The organism is Sutcliffiella rhizosphaerae (genome assembly GCF_917563925.1).
GTDB classification, from domain to species: domain Bacteria; phylum Bacillota; class Bacilli; order Bacillales; family Bacillaceae_I; genus Sutcliffiella_A; species Sutcliffiella_A rhizosphaerae.
In genome coordinates, this window is record NZ_CAKJTJ010000004.1 from 85,117 (window position 1) to 102,190 (window position 17,074).

Annotated in this window: 14 protein-coding genes; 6 read left to right on the forward strand and 8 right to left on the reverse strand. The window is 38.5% G+C overall.

Going from position 1 to position 17,074, the window contains the following annotated elements; all coding sequences use genetic code 11:
- The first annotated feature begins 243 nt into the window (after positions 1 to 243).
- From LRP81_RS05280 to LRP81_RS05290, 3 genes are read left to right on the forward strand one after another with little or no spacing between them, the layout of a single operon-like run.
- On the forward strand, positions 244 to 1,533 hold the full coding sequence (locus tag LRP81_RS05280) for a UDP-glucose dehydrogenase family protein (protein WP_230500215.1): 1,290 nt from the start codon (positions 244 to 246) through the stop codon (positions 1,531 to 1,533).
- On the forward strand, positions 1,530 to 2,486 hold the full coding sequence (locus LRP81_RS05285; protein ID WP_230500216.1) for an NAD-dependent epimerase/dehydratase family protein: 957 nt from the start codon (positions 1,530 to 1,532) through the stop codon (positions 2,484 to 2,486). The genes LRP81_RS05280 and LRP81_RS05285 overlap by 4 nt, the downstream gene beginning before the upstream one ends.
- Complete coding sequence (locus tag LRP81_RS05290) at positions 2,483 to 3,673, forward strand: glycosyltransferase family 4 protein (protein WP_230500217.1); 1,191 nt, start codon at positions 2,483 to 2,485, stop codon at positions 3,671 to 3,673. The genes LRP81_RS05285 and LRP81_RS05290 overlap by 4 nt, the downstream gene beginning before the upstream one ends.
- 140 nt (positions 3,674 to 3,813) lie before the next feature.
- On the opposite strand, the gene LRP81_RS05295 is transcribed toward LRP81_RS05290, so the two are convergent.
- From LRP81_RS05295 to LRP81_RS05310, 4 genes are all read right to left on the reverse strand, one after another.
- Entirely contained in the window at positions 3,814 to 4,092 is a 279-nt protein-coding gene (locus tag LRP81_RS05295; protein ID WP_230500218.1) for a hypothetical protein, read from the reverse strand.
- Positions 4,093 to 4,251: 159 nt separating this feature from the next.
- The gene (locus LRP81_RS05300; RefSeq protein WP_230500219.1) at positions 4,252 to 4,722 is read right to left on the reverse strand and encodes a hypothetical protein; all 471 of its coding nucleotides are present in this window, start codon (positions 4,720 to 4,722) and stop codon (positions 4,252 to 4,254) included.
- The gene (locus LRP81_RS05305) at positions 4,723 to 5,784 is read right to left on the reverse strand and encodes a CotS family spore coat protein (RefSeq protein WP_230500220.1); all 1,062 of its coding nucleotides are present in this window, start codon (positions 5,782 to 5,784) and stop codon (positions 4,723 to 4,725) included.
- A 16-nt stretch (positions 5,785 to 5,800) separates the two neighbouring features.
- Complete coding sequence (locus tag LRP81_RS05310) at positions 5,801 to 6,940, reverse strand: glycosyltransferase family 4 protein (protein WP_230500221.1); 1,140 nt, start codon at positions 6,938 to 6,940, stop codon at positions 5,801 to 5,803.
- Positions 6,941 to 7,186: 246 nt separating this feature from the next.
- Here LRP81_RS05310 and LRP81_RS05315 point away from each other — a divergent pair, with 246 nt between their 5' ends.
- On the forward strand, positions 7,187 to 8,263 hold the full coding sequence (locus LRP81_RS05315) for a CotS family spore coat protein (protein ID WP_230500222.1): 1,077 nt from the start codon (positions 7,187 to 7,189) through the stop codon (positions 8,261 to 8,263).
- A gap of 356 nt (positions 8,264 to 8,619) precedes the next feature.
- Positions 8,620 to 9,048: a hypothetical protein gene (locus LRP81_RS05320; protein ID WP_230500223.1), complete on the forward strand. Its 429-nt coding sequence runs from the start codon at positions 8,620 to 8,622 to the stop codon at positions 9,046 to 9,048.
- Positions 9,049 to 9,210: 162 nt separating this feature from the next.
- Here LRP81_RS05320 and LRP81_RS05325 read toward each other — a convergent pair whose 3' ends face one another.
- Positions 9,211 to 11,004, reverse strand: a complete 1,794-nt coding sequence (locus tag LRP81_RS05325) for a YhgE/Pip domain-containing protein (protein ID WP_230500224.1) — start codon at positions 11,002 to 11,004, stop codon at positions 9,211 to 9,213.
- A gap of 2 nt (positions 11,005 to 11,006) precedes the next feature.
- Positions 11,007 to 13,064: an efflux RND transporter permease subunit gene (locus LRP81_RS05330; protein ID WP_230500225.1), complete on the reverse strand. Its 2,058-nt coding sequence runs from the start codon at positions 13,062 to 13,064 to the stop codon at positions 11,007 to 11,009.
- Between the two features lie 165 nt (positions 13,065 to 13,229).
- Here LRP81_RS05330 and LRP81_RS05335 point away from each other — a divergent pair, with 165 nt between their 5' ends.
- Complete coding sequence (locus LRP81_RS05335) at positions 13,230 to 13,796, forward strand: TetR/AcrR family transcriptional regulator (RefSeq protein ID WP_230500226.1); 567 nt, start codon at positions 13,230 to 13,232, stop codon at positions 13,794 to 13,796.
- A gap of 427 nt (positions 13,797 to 14,223) precedes the next feature.
- Here LRP81_RS05335 and LRP81_RS05340 read toward each other — a convergent pair whose 3' ends face one another.
- Both LRP81_RS05340 and LRP81_RS05345 read right to left on the reverse strand, forming a co-directional pair.
- Positions 14,224 to 15,471, reverse strand: a complete 1,248-nt coding sequence (locus LRP81_RS05340) for a VanZ family protein (protein WP_230500227.1) — start codon at positions 15,469 to 15,471, stop codon at positions 14,224 to 14,226.
- Positions 15,472 to 15,724: 253 nt separating this feature from the next.
- Complete coding sequence (locus LRP81_RS05345; protein ID WP_230500228.1) at positions 15,725 to 16,915, reverse strand: iron-containing alcohol dehydrogenase; 1,191 nt, start codon at positions 16,913 to 16,915, stop codon at positions 15,725 to 15,727.
- Positions 16,916 to 17,074: the final 159 nt, after the last annotated feature.

The window sequence follows — 17,074 nt, forward strand, 5'->3', positions numbered from 1 at the left end:
TCTTCTCGGTAATCTCCCTTCAATAGCATCTGTTAGCAATAACTCCCCCTCTGAAGGAAATATCTCTGGCTATTTGGGCACTGTATCCGTCACCATCAGCCTTTGTCCCGTAATAGTATATTAAATGAATATTCTTGGCACAGTCGTATTTGTTGCAATAGATTCTTTGTGCAAACAATATGACCTATATGAAAACCAGTCAGGCTCTTTGCTTAATTGGGGCAACCAAAAGGAGTGTAAGCCATGGACATCTGCGTTATAGGAGCCGGTTATGTAGGGCTCACCACCTCTGCCGTGTTAGCGGAATTCGGACATAATATTTATTGTGTAGATAACCATTCAGAAAAAATACAGAGACTTCAAAATGGGATTGTTCCTATATACGAGCCACAACTAAATGAGATACTCCATAAACATAAGGAGAGGGTTACATTCACTACAAGTTTACCTGAATCCATACATCAGTCATCTGTTATTTTTGTGACCGTCGGAACACCGAGCCTAGCAGATGGGGGCACCGATTTAAGCTTTCTGTCTTCCGTTTTCACAACCCTTGCGGAGCAGCTCCAAGACTATAAAACCATTATTATTAAAAGCACCATACCTCTAGGAACAAATAAAAAAATGCACGACTATCTATTGGAAAAAGGAGTAAGCCCTTCTTTTTTCAATATTGTATCCAACCCTGAATTTTTGCGAGAAGGAACCGCTATTCAAGATATGTTTTACCCAGATCGAACAGTCATCGGTATAGCAGAAGATGACAATCGATCCGAAGTTATTTTAAAAGAAATCTATCAGTCAATAAACGCACCATTTATCGTTACAAGCTGGAATAGTGCTGAATTGATCAAATATGCAGCGAACGCATTTCTTGCCACTAAAATATCCTTTATTAATGAAATGTCCAGAATATGCGATGTATATGATGCTGATATAATGGAGGTTTCCAACGGATTAGGTACTGATCAGAGGATCGGCCCTCTCTTTTTACAAGCAGGCATTGGTTATGGAGGATCTTGTTTTCCTAAGGATTTGCAAGCACTTCAACATTCCGCCACAAACAAACTTGTCAATACTCCGATTTTGGATGCGGTTCAAGCAATAAATGCGACTCAACTAGATTTTTATATAAATAAATTACAAGAAACGCTTCCTTCTTTTCCAAATAAAAAAGTCACAGTTCTTGGAATAGCCTTTAAACCCCATACAGACGATATTAGACATTCACCAGCTATTGCACTCATACATTACCTGCATGCGCTCGGAGCAGATGTTCATGCGTATGATCCAAAAGCATTTTTACCAGCAGAGTTACGCCATAAAGTTACTCAGCATAAAACGATAAAGTCTGCTTATCTTGATTCTGAAGCCATCATCATAGCAACCGAATGGCCAGAGATTTGCCAACTAGATTGGATGGATGTCAAGACTCATCTAAAGGGCAATATCGTGTTGGACGGTAGAAATTGCATCAATAAGGAAGCTGTTAGGAAAGCTGGATTAATCTATAAAGGGGTGGGACGAGGATGAGAATTCTAGTGACAGGTGCCGCAGGTTTTATCGGTTCCCATTTGTGTGAGGCACTGCTTAAAGAGCACACATATGAAGTGATAGGGGTGGACACCTTTATCGGACCAACTCCCCCAGAGCATAAAATGAGAAATATCCAAACTTTAATGAAGCACTCCCGCTTCACCTTTAAAAAAATGAATCTATTAGACGAAAGTCTACCTGATTTATTAGAAGGTGTGGAAGCTATTTACCACTTAGCTGCTATACCTGGCGTGAGATCAAGCTGGGGAGCAGAATTTTCCCCCTATGTATACCATAATATTTTAATGACCCAACGCCTTTTAGAAGCAGCGAAAGACAAAGCTATTCATCGATTCATTTATATTTCTACTTCCTCTATATATGGAGAGAAAACTGGAATGGTAACAGAAAGAGCCTTTCCAAAACCTCTGTCTCCATATGGCATTACCAAATTATCAGGGGAACATTTATGCCGTGTTTATGAAAAGAGCTATGACATTCCACTTGTCATACTTCGCTATTTTACGGTTTATGGGCCAAGACAGCGTCCAGATATGGCCTTTCATCGCTTTATCAAACAACTAATTACAAATCAACCAATCACCGTTTTTGGAGATGGAAACCAATCAAGGGATTTTACCTATATCGATGATTGTGTAACAGCTACAAAAGCCGCCTTAACAGCAGAAGATGCGCTCGGTGAAACCATTAATATAGGCGGAAAAGAGAGAGCATCCGTACTGGAAATAATTGAACGTTTAGAACGTATTACTGGTAAAAATGCAAATATTTCTTTTTCTAAAAAAGTAAAAGGAGAACCTACACATACGTGGGCAGATATTCGAAAAGCAGAGAAAATACTAAACTATTCACCGGTCATTCCCTTAGCTGAAGGATTAGTCAGGGAATACCACTTTTTGCAAGGTTATTATGGAGAGGATATGCAATGAAATTAGCTATTATTTGCACAGAGAAACTACCAGCTCCTTCAATAAAAGGAGGAGCTATTCAAATGATGATTGATGGGGTAACCCCTTTTCTTTCAAAGCTATATGAATTAACGATTTTTTCCGTCTCAGATCCTGAACTCCCTAATCAAGAAAGTGCTAATGGGGTTACGTATATCCGGTTTCCACGTGAAGACTATCGACAGCTTGTTGCGAATGAACTTTTTCTCCATCAATTTGACGTAATTCATATATGCAACAGACCAAAAAATGTGCTTCTATACAAACAGTCCTCACCTGATAGCAAAATTGTCTTAAGTCTCCATAATGATATGTTTTCCCTTAAGAAACTGTCTGATGAAGAAGGAAACGAAATCGTGGACGCAGTTGATACTATTACGACGGTCAGTAACTATATAAAAGAAACCGTTGTGAAACGGTTCCCTACTGCAAAACCCAAAATAATAATCGTATATTCGGGAGTTGATCTATCTTCCTACCCTTTGCGAAAAAGCAAAGAATGGTTCAAGATTAGAGATAGATTCCGAGAAATGTATAATCTTGAAAATAAGAAAGTCATATTATTTGTTGGCCGTTTGAGTAAAACAAAAGGCCCTCACCTCCTAATTCAAGCAATGCAAGCATTAGTTAAAAAACACGATAATCTTGTATTACTGATTGTTGGTGGGAAATGGTTTAGTGACGACGGAATGAATCACTATGTGCAGAGTTTATATACAATGGCGAAACACCTTGGAGATAAGGTGATTTTCACCAAATACATTCCAGCAGAAAGGATCTCTGAAGCCTTTATTGGAGGAGATATGTTTGTCTGCAGCTCCCAATGGAATGAACCGTTAGCTAGAGTACATTATGAAGCCATGGCAGCAGGAATCCCATTAATCACCACGAATCGCGGAGGAAATGCAGAGGTAATTCTCGATAACTTTAACGGGCAAATTATCGATGACTACGACGATCCAACTGCATTTGCAAAAACCATACACTATGTACTAAAAGAACCAGAAATCTGTGAATGGATGTGCCACAATGGCAGAAAATTTATTGAATCCAATTTCACCTTTAAACACGTCGCCAATCGTCTCATCACTGTCTATGAAAACACACTGCAATTGAAAGAAGAAACAGAGATTCCCTGCGACACAAGTGAGTCATACCAACTAGACTGAGCCCTATAGGAAAAAGAGAAACGTATCAGGTTTGCAGCTCAATAATCAAAGGCTCTAAAGTTAGCCATTGTGATTTTCAGATGAACAAAAAAGTGCCTGCCTCCGTCAAGGAATCCTGGCACTTTTTTCGTGACAATCTATTATTCTTCGTCCTCTTCGTCTTCGTCTTCTTCGTCTTCATAGCCTTCATCCAAAGCCACAGCTAGCTCTTCCGAGGCATCATCATCTTCAGCATCTTCTTCATAATCTTTTTCAGATCCATCATAATACTCTGCTGCTATTTTAACCTCAGATACATCTCCATCTCTAATTGCTCTCAAAAGGGCTTCTAACGCATCTTTTGCACTAAGATCTGGAGATAGTTGAAATCCATTTTCAAAATCCAGCTTAAGTTTTGCTTTTCTTAACTCATTTGACATTTCCTATCACTCCTACCCAATATAATAAAATTTGATATATTACAAATTTATGCATACACTTAGTACTTTCATGAATATTTTTTCAGAATAAAATAGAAACTAATAACCATCGTCTTGTCAAGGTTAAACGACTCGCACACGCTTTTCAGATTTCATGGATTATTTAGGACTAGATTTAATATTAATTGAAATCCAAGGCAACTTTAAATTGCTATCTTCCACAACGATAGTTACTTTTATTTTTGGAACTTCGATTTCTTCCTCTATTACTTCTTCTTCCTCAAGTTCTTCCTCAATATCCTCTTCAAGGTTCTCCTCATTTTCATGTTCATAATCTATTTCCTCGACTTCTTCCTCCACTTTAATTTCTATAATATCCTCATCATCCAGAACTTCTTCATCTTTTGAACGGTGCTTATTAGTGGATAACTTACCACTCAGAGATAATTCCACTAAGGCATTGCTTGACAATGCTTCTAGCTGGGAATGAACAGTTGTTTCATTTAAAACGAGCTGATCAGGGTTTTTAAGCATCTTCTCGTATTCAGCCATATTCCATCCCATTGGACCTGGAGGTGAGAAAACGAATTTCTCAAGCTCCAGCTTTGGAATTTTTGAGTTTTCCGTCATTTAATTTCCCTCCCTATTGGTAGAAATGACTTCTTTATAGATGGAAGGGTACTGTTTTAGAAATTCTCCCTTTGATTCTTCTAATGCGATTATATTTTGCAGTGCCCAAATGTATTTTTCATCCGACCAAGATCTTTTTTGAGCTAAGAAATACTTATGGGCAATTGCACAAAAGAGATGAGGGAATTGAATATCTATGGATAGAATTTCGTAGTATTCTTCTGATAAAGGGTTAGTAGTTTGGTAGGCACGTAACAAATCAAATACTAGATTATCATCCCAAACGGAGAATTTTTTCATCATTTTATTTAAGATTATGCGGATATCCCGAGTAGGTAAATCGTATGTTACTGAATGCAGTTCCTTCATAAACAGCTCTTCTTCCATTTCTGTAAATCTCGCTAAAGTGAAATCCTGCTGACAAAAGCCTTTTAAATTACTAACTTCTCTGGATATATTAGTATAACTAGGGTTTTCAAGAGCTATTAATGCCAATTGAGCCCGAGTAATCATCTCATCTACATGCGCTAAAAATAATTGTGAAAATGCATCTTCAGGATACGATTGAGCAATTGTCTTGTTTCCTTCAAGTTCTTGAAGCTTCCACCGATATAATTTATGCCACTTCCCTAGTCTGCCGCGGGTTTTGCTCTCTTCTGAAGGAACGTATCCTTTGGAAGCCTGATAGAAGCTACCGGCAAATTTCATCGCCTTTAGCATTTGCTCTTTGTTATAATAAATGACCTCATTGCCTTCCACTTTATCAAAAAGAACATAACTAACAGGACCCGCACCGATACAAATCCCACCATTTTTTGTTTCATGAATAGGCGTTATCGCAAGCCCCTGATTGTATAAATGCTGATGAGCACCTGCTAAAAATAGCATCCTCTCAGGTTTCATGTTTGCTTGCTTTAAAATTTTTTTCCCTTCTGTTGTATCCACTTCCCAAGTAGTTCTTCCGCTTCTGCTAGATACTAACCATACATCAGAAACCTCTAATGGATAAAAATCGAGTACTAGCTGCAAATGATCCTTTTCTACCTCATGATGTTGCTCCAAAATTCATCACCTCTCTTTAATTACTATTCGCTTCGTTATACACTCTCATCAGATTATTTTCTACATTATTCCAGCTGAATTCCTTTTCAACTTTTTCGCGTCCATTTCTACCAAGCCTTTCTCTTTTATTAGAATCAGATAAAAGGGAATTTATGAGCGATGCATAACTTTCTGGATCCTCAAATTGCTCCACAACAAATCCGTTTTTCCCTTCATTAATGACTTCCGGATTTCCTCCACGCTTACTCGTAATGATAGGCAAGCCCGCCGCCATGGCTTCATAATGGACCCTTGCTAATGGTTCCTGCCATTGGGAGGAACAAACAAAAACTTCCGACATCGCAAATAATTTCGGGATGTCAACAGGTTTTACAAATTTAATAAACATGACATTCTCCTGGTACATAGCGCCTAGAGTATATAAATGTTTCACATAATTGTTGACCTGATCATCACCAAACCACTTGGACCCGATAAAAACCATCGTGACATTCGGATGTTCTTTCTTGATAGACGGAAGCGCTTGCAGCAGTATATGTGGCCCCTTAACCTTACTAAGCCTTCCGACAAATAGAATAACCTTTCTATTGGATAGGCCAAGTTCACTTCTGATGTTTTCTCTAGTATTGCTTCCCCTAGAAGTCCATGGTGGTTGGAAAGCATCTAAATCAACTCCAGAATACACAGTGTTTACCTTTGATTTTGCGAAAGGAAAGCGGTTTGTAATAGTACTTCCGATATAATCACTCACCGTCACTACCTTTGATACAAGATTTAAGCATTTCTTCCCTTCTTCATCACTTAATTTCTCAAACGTAAACATTTCATTATGGACACTTAGTACTATTTTGGATTCTGGTGTTGCCTCTTTCACTGCCTTCACCCATAATGGCCGATTACACAAATGGATAACATCATACTTTTCCTGCTGTAGTTGGGAAATGACGGATGATAAGTAGTTTTTTTCATCAAAGCGAATGTAACGTACATTTCCTCTCTTTTCCTGATTCTCAAGCTCCTCATGCTGAATGGAAAAAACAGTGACATCATGTTTCGTTCCAATTATGGCAGCAACGGAAGATATATATATTTGAATGGCACCACCACGAATTGCCGGAACAGGAAGTTTTTCAGTAGCTATATAGGCTATTTTCATTTGCAATCTCCTTTTTCCTAAAAACGGTAGTTTATATGTATGTTATGGATGAGCAAGTTCAAAAGTACCATCCGCACCCCATTTGTTCTGGAAAAAGGGCGATTACCTTAATTTCATGGCATACGCCGAAAAAGCACTACTTGCGATAACATTTCTATGGAAAAGTCCATACCTTAAAGAAAAGGTACTTCCTACTGGAAGAATAAATCAATCTTAGTTCGTCTGAAAAACAGGCGACTAAAGAGGATGGTGGAACGTTTGTTGGAAGAAAATAATCCGATACAAGATGAAACTGCGGAGGAATATGCACTGACTCCCGAAGAAGAACAGAAGCTTATCTCACTAGCTGAAACAATCATCAAAAACTGGGAAGTAAACGTAACTTCCGTAGAAGTCGTACAAGGCGGACAAATGGCAATCGTATGGAAAATCCATACTACAGAAGGTCCAATCTGCTTAAAAAGAATACACAGACCAGAAAAAAAAGCATTGTTTTCCATCAATGCACAAAATTATTTAGCTGTAAAAGGTATGAGGGTACCAGGAATCATTCCAAACAAGAATGGAGTACTTTACACTAAACACGGCCCATTCCTATTTGTTGTATATGATTGGATCGAAGGACGACCTTTTGAATTAACCGTTCAAGAGGACCTCGAATTTATCATGAAAGGGTTAGCAGAATTTCACACTGCATCCATCGGTTATAGACCGCCGGAGGGGATTCCTATTTTCACCAAATTAGGTCGTTGGCCAAATCACTACATTAAAAGATGCCAACAAATGGAAACATGGAAGCTCTTAGCGCAATCACAGCCAGATGATCCGTTTTCCCAGCTTTACTTAGCAGAGGCCGACACTTTCATCCAGGAAGGACGAGATACACTTAAAAGATTATTAGATTCCGAATACCGAGAATGGGTCGGAACAGTTAAAGCTACGCCAAATCTCTGTCACCAAGACTATGGAACAGGTAACTCTTTACTAGGCAATGACGGCCAAATATGGGTAATCGACCTTGATACTGTATCCTTTGACCTTCCAATCCGTGATCTGCGGAAAATGATTATTCCGTTATTGGATACGACTGGCGTTTGGAACGACGAGCAATTTAATATCATGCTGAATGCATATGAATCTATCTCTCCATTAACCGACGGGCAAAAGGAGATTATGTTCATCGACATGCTCTTCCCATACGAGCTTTACGATATTATCCGTGAAAAATATGTAAGAAAAACCCCCATGTTAGAAGCAGAATTAGCAGAAGCATTTGCATACGAACGGATTAAATCTGAGGCATTAAATCAATTGATTAGATAGAGTGCTGGATGTTATAAAAGTACCTGTGAATGGCTGAATCTCTATGGATAGAAAAGATGATATTTCTGATTGCTGAACTTCATTGAAATAAATGCTGACTTTTTTCACACACGCAGTTTGGGTCTTCATCCCCTTTATGAAGGCCTTTTTTTCCTTCTATACAAGCAATTTTGGTCTCCATCTATATCATGATCGTATCGTATCCAACGCTGGCAATGTATCTGGGTGAATCGAAATTTTGCTCTACTTAGAAAATTACCAATGAGGATAATGCGCCTATTTTCCATCTGGATAGGCTCATGTTCCAATAAAGAGCAATATGATATCGAGATTCTAAAAGAAAAAGGTGATATGCGATGACAAATTCGATTCCACCATTAAATGAACAAAGACAATTATTTGGAAACCCGTATGACATGCAGAATGTACAATCATATGGACACGGATACCCAGTTCACTATCCATCTTATGGGTTTGGACACCATTTTCCATTTCATCACGGACACCATGGGCATCACCATCATTACCCATGGCATCACGGGCACCACGGTGGGTACGGAGGTTATGACGGACCATACCATGGCGGCGGTGGGCAGTTCCCTGGTGGACCGGGTTACGGAGGACAATTTCCTGGAGGTTCGGGCTATGGAGGACAATTCCACGGTGGTATGGGGCATGGTGACTTTGGAGGACAATTCCCTGGCGGGCCGGGTTACGGAGGGCATTTTCCTGGTGGACCAGGTTACGGAGGAGAATTCCACGGCGGTTCTGGACACTGGCAATGATAATCTCGATTTGATGTTAAAAATACTTGTTGGGGGATAATCTATCTCCCTTTTTCTATTTATCAATGTTTAAACAAAAAAAAGAGATTCCAGTAATGACACTGGAACCTCATTGATGATTTTACATCCGGAAAGTCAGCAGACAATTCGTCCCGACGTTTCCTAAAACAAAGCCTTTAATAATTCCCAGAAGCCTTTCTTTTTTTCTGGTTCTGCTTGTTTAGTTTGTTTTTCTGGCTTTTTGATGCTTTCGGTTTTGATTACGAACTGGACGGATGAAACATTTTCATTTTTTGGTGAAACGAACGATACAGGTTTGAAATCAGATTTGTCGTATTCCTGTATCATTTTATTGATTTCTGCTTGCATTTGTTTCGGTAAATCTTTCGTTTCCTCATACAATTCTTCTGTACCATCTTGAAGTTCCCCGACTCCATTATTTAACTCACTTGTTCCATCTGTTAGTTGAGCAATACCTGAATGTAACTGTGCGTAGGATGAGGATAATTCGCTCACGCCACCTGTATAGCTTACTAATCCAGAATGGAAAGCATGGTAGTTGGAAGACAAGGCTTCGATGCCTTTTTGTAATTCACTCAGTCCGCTGAGATCTGTTTCTTTTAGGGAAGCAGAAATGTCATTAGCAATCGATGTTAATGCTCCACTCATCTCGCGAACAGCACCATCCACCTGTTGTAAAGATGGTTCTACAGCTGCAAAGGCCTGCTCTACATTTGCATAGGTCCCTTTTACTTTTTGGGCAGCTGCATAAGAAGCAACCAGTTTGTCTAATGATTCAGAGTCTGCTCCACTTTGATACAGTGCGGCAATTTCCTTTTCCGAAAGCTGATTAGCTGGAATCTCTTTGATTGCTCCGTCTAATGCCCCATATGCAAGGGAGTAGTTCTTTTGCAAACTACTAAGACCATTTGCCGCTTCTGTCAACCCTTCTGCTAATTGAAGAAGGCCACTTGGTAACTTACTCAAACTAGATAAATCAATATCAGCAGTATCTCCTGAGAGTCCTGCATTAATTTTTTTCAGAGCATCTTGTATAGAGCTTGAGGCATTGACGATCTCAGGTGAAGATCCGCTCAGTTTATTGATTCCATTATTATATTGTGCAGAACCGTCCCTAAGACTTGATGCACCATTATTTAGTTGAGCAACTCCATCTTGTAGATCCGTGACGCCTTCGTTTAATTGTCTGATTGCATCAGATAATTGTCCCATATCTTCTGTCATATTTTCTGTTCCACTAGTATCTATTGGTAAGGTCGATGGAACAGCCGCTATTTCCACACCTTGAAATTCAAAATCCTTCACTTCCGCTTTAACAGAAAGCTTCTCCTCATGTCCAGGCATGACTGTAAATGTGATTTGCTTGTTTTTCCCTGCATTTGCAAGCATCCCACCATCAGCTTCTAAGTTTTCATAAGTGCTTGGCAACATAAGTGAAACCTGTAATAAATAGTTTTCAAAAAATACCGAATCAGCATTTTTATTTTCAGAAGTCTCAATATTTATTTCTAGCTGACCAGACTCTCCTGCCATGTTTGCCGGTTCGACCTTATGCCCATCTAGTAAAAAAGTTACCTTCACATCCCAAGGCAAGACGGTTCCTTCTACCATATTACCTTGATAATAGAACTTACCTTCGTGTGCATCAAAGCGGACATTTTCGTCCTCTTGTTGCAGCTCTGCTATGTCTGTTAGATTTTTCACACTGCTGTAGGTTCCATAGTCTAGAATCTCACCAGCTTGTGCTATCTCTAGGGTATTTACAACATAAATTGATCCTAAGTCACCATTAGCTTTTAATGTTGCGTAAATAACTTCATCTTTTGTAGTGACATGGCCATTTGTTTCTGCTTTTACCCCTTCAGCAATACTAAGGAAGGAAGGGAAGAAGATCATTCCTGCAAGCGCTACATATAGTATTTTTCTTTTACTCATCATCACTTCTCCTCATAGAAATTGGCTTTATAGGTGGTTTTCTTCACAAGCTTATCGCACACTAACAACAGTGCGGGTAACAGGATTAATACCATCACAAAGGCTAGTAAAGCTCCTCTTCCAAGTAATAATCCAATAGAGCCAACAATTGGATTGGAAGATGTAATCCATAAAATAAATCCAACACTTGATAATATGGCAGCAGATATAGAAATAGAGAATGTCTTCTCATCTAACGTTTTAATGATGGCATTTACTGCAGACATTTCTTTTCGTTTATGAGTATATTCCTCTATAAATAAAACCCCATAATCCAAGGTCGCGGCAAGCTGTACCGTACTTACGATTAAGTAACCAACAAAGACTAATGGTGTATCTGTAAAATAAGGAATCGATAAGTTTATCCATACTGCCGATTGAATGGCAATGAGCAATATGACTGGAATACTGAAAGAACGGAAACTTACCAACAACACAAGGGCAATCGTTCCAACGGTCAACGCATTTACGAGTGTATTGTCTTTTGTGACAGTATCTTTGATATCATATAATGTCACACTTTCACCTAGGCTCAGAGCCTCATTACCATAATAGTTGGAGGCGGTTTCCTGTACTTTTTCTACAAGGGAAAAAGGTATGTCCCCCTCTGTCCCTTGGTTCGTATTAATGATAATTCGACTGTAATTTTCCGAGTAAAATTGATCGGTGATCGATTCGTCCAAATACTCAGGCGGAATAACTGGGTCGACCATGTTGACATAAGAGATGACACTTGTAACATAATCAAGCCCTTCTAAATCCTCTACTAACTCCTCTTCTTTTGGCACATCTCCATTCGGAACGAGCAGAACTATCGGGGTCGTTTCACCAAAATTATCTTGAATCAACTGATAATCCTTTCCTGCTCGAGTATCTTCAGGCAGTTCTCCAAGTCCATATGTGAACGTTGTATTACTCTGTGCTAAAAACGCCGGTATAATGAGGGCAAATACAAGTAATATACTAGGAACTTTTAGCTTGATAACCTTTTTCCCAATGCCATCAAAACTAGGAATAAAGCTGCGATGTTTCGTTTTCTCCATCCATTTATAAAAATACAAAGTCAATGCAGGCAAGAATACCATGACACTGATAAAACTTAAGACAATCCCTTTTACAAGGTTTAGCCCAAGATCTGAACCAATTTCAAATTCCATAAATGTAAGGGCAATAAACCCGAAGAATGTAGTAGCTGCACTTACTGCAATTGCTGGAAATGATTTTTTCATCGCAAGCTCCATCGCTTCTTCCGGATTATTCGTCTTTTTTAAGTAATCGGAAAAGCTATGAAGCAAAAACACCGCATAATCGAGCGAAACTGCGAGCTGTAATATTGGTGCCACTGATTGGGTAACGAATGAAACCTCACCAATAAAAATGTTGGTTCCAAGGTTAATCAAGACGGAAACTCCAATTGCGGTAAGGAAAAATAGCGGCTCTATCCATGAATTAGTGGAGACAACCAGAATGAAAATGATAATAGGAACGAGTAAAAGCGCTGCATACAAGGACTCGTTCCCAGCCATTTTTTGTGAACTGGCTGTATTAATAGCCTCTCCTGCAATTGCTCCATCCTCACCAATCATTTCATAAATGGCATCCGTAATTACAACTTCATCGCCATCTCGTACACTGATAGAGTAAAGTGCATGGTTATTTTTATAGTAGGTCTCCACCATCTCTATATCGGCCATTTCCAACGGTGTCTTCAAATCAACGACATCATCCAGCCAAAGCACATCGGAAACACCGTCTATAGTGGACAACTCTTCTTTGAACGCAAGTGCATCCTGAATGGAAATGTCCATTATCATTACTCTTGTATTTGGAACCGAGCCTGTAAACTCTTCTTCCATAATTTCCATCGCTCTTGTAGATTGAGCATCTTTTGGCAAATAATCAACCATATTATAATTGACTGATACAAAAAACTGCGCAACTGTAGCAAGAATCGCAACTAATGTAAACGCAAGTAATACAGCCTTTTTATGTTTAATGATACGTGATGCTATATTTATCATGTTTCATCCTCTCTCTTGTGCTTTTCGGCTTTTCACTTTATCATTATATAAGACACTGTGTTGGATATTCAACAAACAGTTGCGCATCCGACGTTATATAGGCAACACAAAATATATTTTTGTTGGATAATGGAAAATTTTTTGGGAGGAAGGACCGTTGAAAGCATGAGCGAAAAATTAGACCGGAGAAAAAAATATACACGTAAAGTATTGAAGGAAAGTCTTATGACGTTATTGAAAGAAAAATCAATTGGAAGTATTACCATTAAAGAAATCTGTGAAATAGCTGATATTAACCGCTCGACTTTTTATGCTCATTTCTCTAGTCAATACGATTTACTCAATTCTATAGATGATGAATTTACGGAGGATATGGTCAAAACGTTAAACCAATACAATTTTTTAAAAGAAGATGAAGCATACCAAATGACTGAGAAAATCTTTGAGTATATTGCCGCTAAAAGTGAAACTTGTAAGCTGTTACTAAGTGAAAATACCGAAGTTCAATTTCAGAAAAAGGGCATGCAGATCGCCAAGCAGTACATCCTGAAAAACTGGCTTACCGACAAAAAAATAGACCCTGAAACCTACGAATACCTTAGCGTATTCTTCGTCAGTGGCAGCATTTACACCATCAAGAGATGGCTTGAAAATGATATGGACAAAACCCCAAGTGAAATGGCCGACCTCCTCCACCTTTATATCAACCGTGGCCTATCTGATATGCGATAGAGAGAAACGAGATGGTTGTTGTGCTTTTAAATCGAGGACCACAACAACCGTCTTTGCTTAAGGTCCCAAGAAATAATAGCCAAGTGCCATGAAAATAAAGAAACTAAAAGTCATAAACAAGTTTAAAGCTGCTAACAGATATCTCTTAGCCAAAAGCCCAAAAGTCAGTCCAATCGGCCCAACCAAAAAGGTCAACATCCAAAAACCAGAGCCGTATTCAAACACGATATTTGGTACCAACCAAACAAATTACAGACAACCTATAATACGTTTTCTTACTCACGATAAATCCGCCCTTTCTAAATTCCAGGAACTAAAAGTGTCGTCTCCATACCATTTACCATGCAAGAGAACTCATAGATCGGTTGATAAAAACCTTTTGAATCTAGCATATATGTTATTTCTATTTTTTGGATATGTAACGTTTCTATTTTTTCATCCTCAGTGTAGTATGGAAATTTCCAGACACTAGTTCCTCATATGCCTCTAGTTCGCTCTTCATTTCGATATTCTTTATTTTGTCATAGGTTATTAACCGATTTTCAATGGACTTTATTGTATCATCCTCGTAATATCTAACCGTTAACTCCCCATCAATTAGCTGATTATCACTTACTATATTAGGCGCATTCCATTTATATGCTCCTGTTTCCATTTTTTTAAAAAAAGTATCTTGAGGTATCACGATATCTAAATCCATTAGCCTATTAATTAACGTTTCTTCATCAACATCTTTTGGCTTCATACCTTCGTTGTAAATAGAAAAGTCCGTGTAATCGTAACTACCACCAAGCGCCTTAAACCGTAAATCGTTACGATAAATCCCCTCATTTTGATAGTAAATTGTCTCCATATCTGATACATGAATACCTTTCTTCTCAAAAAAGGTAGTAGCGAAAAGGTCGCCTTCTTCTTTCGTGTATACAGGTGCCTTATAAATTGGGGCTGAAATTACTGATTCCTCTAGTTCAATATCTAGGATGGTAGTCACTTGAGTCATATCAACCTTTTTATTAGGAACAATCGAAAGGTTGCCGAATTCTTTTAGATGATAATAAGTTAACAGACTACTAAAAAGAAAAACTATAAGAATTAGAGGGATATTATATTTAATTACTTGTTGAAATCCTTTTGACCTCATCCTAGTGAATCCCATAATTATTCCATAACCAATAATTGCACCAAATACATTATTTAATAAATCATCCACATCGAAAATTCCAAAGCCTGTTACATATTGAAAACTTTCAATAGAAAGGGTAAAGATAATCGCTACCCCAACCGTCCACTTTATTTTTTGAAAAATAGCATGGAGTAGTGGCAAAAGTGTGCCCAGTGGTACAAACATAACAATATTCAAAATGACGAATTGCCAATGCCTTACGCTTGCATTATGCCATGCCTCACGATACGAATTGAACAGAGATAGACCAATCCAACCTTGATAATTGGACCCTCTGCTGCCTAAAAAGGTCACACCTATTACCATGATGACATATCCCATCAGCATGGTTCCAACAAGGAGTTGCCTTTTTGAAATTTTTTTATTTCCCCCCAAAAGTTTTCTGTACACTATAAAATATCCAAAATAAAAAAGTATTACTAAAACCACGACAGCTATGAACGCTAGAAAAAAATTCTCCCCAATGATTTCGATAATTTCCTCAATCCTCATATTCTAACTCCTTCTTTTCTTCTTTCTCATCTATTAGACGAACTACTCAGGGAAAAGTTTTTTTATAGTTTAAAAGGTACTTTGCTTTTCTATTATTTTTAAACTCATAAGGGATGGTTTTCCAACTTAACTTATAGACAAAGACTAAGTACTAGGCAGGTTTAAACTAGCATTAGATTTATCCCCATAATTAACACCCCCCCCATTTCAACCATTAGCTGAAATGGGGGGGGTCTGCGGTTTGTGGTCATCTTTATAAATGCCCAAAACAATCCAGCTCAAGATTCCCTTCAAAACACTCTCTATAAATCTGTTCAATATCCATCTTGGTTAATCCGCGGGGATTATTATTCAACAGCCTATCAATTTTGCTTGCTTCCTCAGCCAGGGCTGGTATGTCTTCTTCTGTTACCCCTAAATCTTTCATACTTGCTGGAATCCCTACATCGCGAGACATTTTATTTAATGCATAAACCGCTCGATCAGCTGCTTCGCGTAAAGATAAGCCATCGACATTCTCACCCAGTACTTTAGCCACTTCTGCAAATTTCTCTAAATTAGAGATGACATTATATTTCATCACATATGGAAGGAGAAGAGAGTTTGCAACACCATGCGGAACCTTAAACTTGCCACCTAACGGATACGCCAATGCATGAACTGCTCCCACGCCTGCATTCCCCAGAGAAATTCCAGCCAATAGACTTCCCATAGCCATGTCCTCTCGCGCACTCAAATTCTCACCATTATATACAGCTGTTCTAATAGAGCGAGTAATTAGTTTGATTGCTTGCAAGGCGATACCATCCGTCAATTCATTAGCTCGCAACGCTGTAAAGGATTCTACAGCATGGACAAGTGCATCCATTCCTGTAGCAGCTGTGATAGCTGGTGGTACACCTAGTGTAAGTTCTGCATCAACAATAGCTACATCTGGCAGTAAATATGGAGATACAATTCCTTTTTTTACATTATCCTTAGTATCCGTAAAAATGGCATTCCAAGTGACCTCTGAGCCTGTCCCAGATGTAGTTGGAATGAGGATAAAAGGTATGCCCTTTTGTGCCACCTTATCAATACCAACTAAATTACGAACATCTACATCATTTGTCATTAATGTCGCCAATACTTTGGTTACATCCATGACACTTCCACCACCAAATCCGACAAACAGATCATACCTTTTACCTTTAATCTTTTCAGTCATTGCTTCCAAATTTTCGAATGGTGGCTCTGGAATAACCTCATCTATAACATCAACAGTGAAGTTAGCTTCTTTAAGAGGAGCGATGACTTTATTAACCAGACCATTTTGATTGAGAACATTGTCTGTCACAATTAATATATTTGTAGCTCCTAATACCCTAGCTTTTTCCCCAATTTGCTTTACTGACCCAGTACCCAGTACTAATTCTGTTGGTGTTCGAAAAATAGTTATGCTCATTATTTTTCTCCTCTCAATCTTTATATCATTCGATTCCCTATGAATTTGATTTCTAAAACATTCACGGATAGCATCTTACTACACTCTACCTGAATGAGTAATTCTAAATATTGAAAATGAAGAATTAGACTGGAGGGAAAAATCATAGAAGAAATACTT

Bases quoted from the DNA above. Each gene is read 5' to 3' on its own strand.
- LRP81_RS05335 (WP_230500226.1), top strand. From the start codon at position 13,230: ATGAGCGAAAAATTAGACCGGAGAAAAAAATATACACGTAAAGTATTG.
- LRP81_RS05315 (WP_230500222.1), top strand. From the start codon at position 7,187: ATGGTGGAACGTTTGTTGGAAGAAAATAATCCGATACAAGATGAAACT.
- LRP81_RS05285 (WP_230500216.1), top strand. From the start codon at position 1,530: ATGAGAATTCTAGTGACAGGTGCCGCAGGTTTTATCGGTTCCCATTTG.
- LRP81_RS05300 (WP_230500219.1), bottom strand. From the start codon at position 4,722: ATGACGGAAAACTCAAAAATTCCAAAGCTGGAGCTTGAGAAATTCGTT.
- LRP81_RS05295 (WP_230500218.1), bottom strand. From the start codon at position 4,092: ATGTCAAATGAGTTAAGAAAAGCAAAACTTAAGCTGGATTTTGAAAAT.
- LRP81_RS05290 (WP_230500217.1), top strand. From the start codon at position 2,483: ATGAAATTAGCTATTATTTGCACAGAGAAACTACCAGCTCCTTCAATA.
- LRP81_RS05280 (WP_230500215.1), top strand. From the start codon at position 244: ATGGACATCTGCGTTATAGGAGCCGGTTATGTAGGGCTCACCACCTCT.
- LRP81_RS05340 (WP_230500227.1), bottom strand. From the start codon at position 15,471: ATGAGGATTGAGGAAATTATCGAAATCATTGGGGAGAATTTTTTTCTA.
- LRP81_RS05320 (WP_230500223.1), top strand. From the start codon at position 8,620: ATGACAAATTCGATTCCACCATTAAATGAACAAAGACAATTATTTGGA.
- LRP81_RS05325 (WP_230500224.1), bottom strand. From the start codon at position 11,004: ATGAGTAAAAGAAAAATACTATATGTAGCGCTTGCAGGAATGATCTTC.
- LRP81_RS05330 (WP_230500225.1), bottom strand. From the start codon at position 13,064: ATGATAAATATAGCATCACGTATCATTAAACATAAAAAGGCTGTATTA.
- LRP81_RS05310 (WP_230500221.1), bottom strand. From the start codon at position 6,940: ATGAAAATAGCCTATATAGCTACTGAAAAACTTCCTGTTCCGGCAATT.
- LRP81_RS05345 (WP_230500228.1), bottom strand. From the start codon at position 16,915: ATGAGCATAACTATTTTTCGAACACCAACAGAATTAGTACTGGGTACT.